Genomic DNA, 1935 nt, shown 5'->3' on the forward strand with positions numbered 1-1935 from the left:
GCCTAAGCCCACCGGCCCGGCGTCCAGCCGGCCCGCCACCTCCGCGGAGGCTGCCTCCGCGGTGCCCGGAATGGTGGCCGCGCCGCTCCCGGCGCGACTCGGGCCATCGTCGCCGTATCCTGCCGGAGCCACTTCGGGCCCCTGATTGCCGTCCATGAATCCAGTGTTTCAGGGACCCCCGACAATGATGGCCGCAGGGGTCCGCCCCGGGTGCCAACTGCCCGGCGGCGGCCAATTCGTTAGCGAATGATGGCGGCTGTCGGTGCGGAAGTCTTGGACGCAGTTGAGTATCCGGCCTTCCGGCCAGTTGCTCGTACGGCGTCCCCAGGGTGCCCCCGGTTCGTTGACGCACGACCAGTTGGGCAACGTGCCCGACCTGAGCGACGAGCCGTCGCCAGCGAGCCACCCCAAAGTGGAATACATCCCGGGACCGGGGGTAGCGTCAACGTATGACACCTGGACGTCCCGTACCCCCGCCCCTTGCCAAGCCGTTGCCGGATTTGGACACCACAGACACCAAATCCGCCACCGCGGACAGCGCCGCGCAGAACGCCGGCCCCACACTCGCTGCTGCGTACGGTGCCACCTCACCGGACAGCGGGCTTGTTCCCTTGACCGTGTCCCGACGGGCGCCGAAGGCGGACGACGTCGAGATCGCCGTTGAATTCTGCGGACTGTGCCACTCGGACGTGCACGCCACCCGGGGCGAATGGGGCGGCGACACCTACCCGTTGATCCCGGGCCACGAGATCGTCGGCCGGGTCACCCGGCTCGGTTCCGCCGTCGACGACTTCACGGTGGGTGAGCGCGTGGGCGTGGGCTGCATCGTGGACTCCTGCCGCGAGTGCGACAGCTGCCTGGACGGCCTCGAGCAGTATTGCGAAAACGCCGCGGTGGGAACCTACGGGGCGAAGGATGCCCGCAACGACGGCGCCATCACCCAGGGCGGGTATGCGACGTCGATCGTGGTGGACCGCCACTATGTCCTGCGGGTGCCGGGAGCACTGGACCCCGCCGCCGCGGCGCCCCTGCTGTGCGCCGGCATCACCACATATTCGCCCCTGAACCACTTCGAAGTCGAGGAAGGCGACGTCGTCGGCGTCGTCGGACTGGGCGGCCTCGGCCATATGGCCGTCAAGATCGCCAAGGCCATGGGCGCCGAGGTCAAGGTCTTCACGACGTCGGAGAACAAGTTCGCCGCAGCGCGCGAGCTGGGCGCCGACGACGTCATCCTCTCCACCGACCCGGCCGCGATGGAAGCCGCGAACCGCAGCATCGACGTCATCATCGACACTGTCGCCGCACCGCACGACCTCAACCCCTACTTCCGCACGCTGGGCCTGGACGGTGTGCTGTTCCAGCTGGGCCTGCCCGCCGAAGCGATGCCGCCCGTCAACCCCGGGGTGCTGATCCGGCGCAGGATCGCCTATGCGGGTTCGCTGATCGGCGGCATCGCCGAGACGCAGGAGATGCTGGACTTCTGCGCCGAGCACGGCGTGGTGTCCGACGTTGAGGTGGTCGGCGCTGACCAGCTCAACGAAGCCTACGACCGCATGGTGGCAGGCGACGTCAAGTACCGTTTTGTCCTGGACGTCAGTACCCTGGGGTCCCCGGCAGAAAAGGCGGACGCATGAGCACTCTCTTCACCAAAATCATCAACGGCGAGATCCCGGGCCGCTTCGTCTGGCGCGAGGACGGCGTCGTGGCGTTCCTGACCATGGGCCCGCTGGCCGACGGCCACACCCTCGTGGTGCCCACCGAGGAAGTGGACCGCTGGACGGATGCCTCGCCCGAGGTCCTCGGCCGGGTCATGGAGGTTGCCCGCAAGATCGGCGCGGTCCAGGTGGAGGTGTTCGACGCCGCCCGGGCCGGGCTGATCGTGGCCGGCTACGAAATCAACCACATGCACGTCCACGTATGGCCATCGAACTCAAT

The 1935-nt window shown here is 68.1% G+C and carries 2 protein-coding genes; both read left to right on the top strand.

The window, feature by feature from the left end:
* Positions 1-449 precede the first annotated feature (449 nt).
* Entirely contained in the window at positions 450-1634 is a 1185-nt protein-coding gene (locus LQV45_RS28745; RefSeq protein WP_230010403.1) for an NAD(P)-dependent alcohol dehydrogenase, read from the top strand.
* On the top strand, positions 1631-1935 hold a 305-nt coding region (locus tag LQV45_RS28750; RefSeq protein ID WP_230010405.1), incomplete at its 3' end, for an HIT family protein. The genes LQV45_RS28745 and LQV45_RS28750, both read left to right, overlap by 4 nt.

It is taken from the genome of Microbacterium sp. Bi128 (assembly GCF_918698205.1).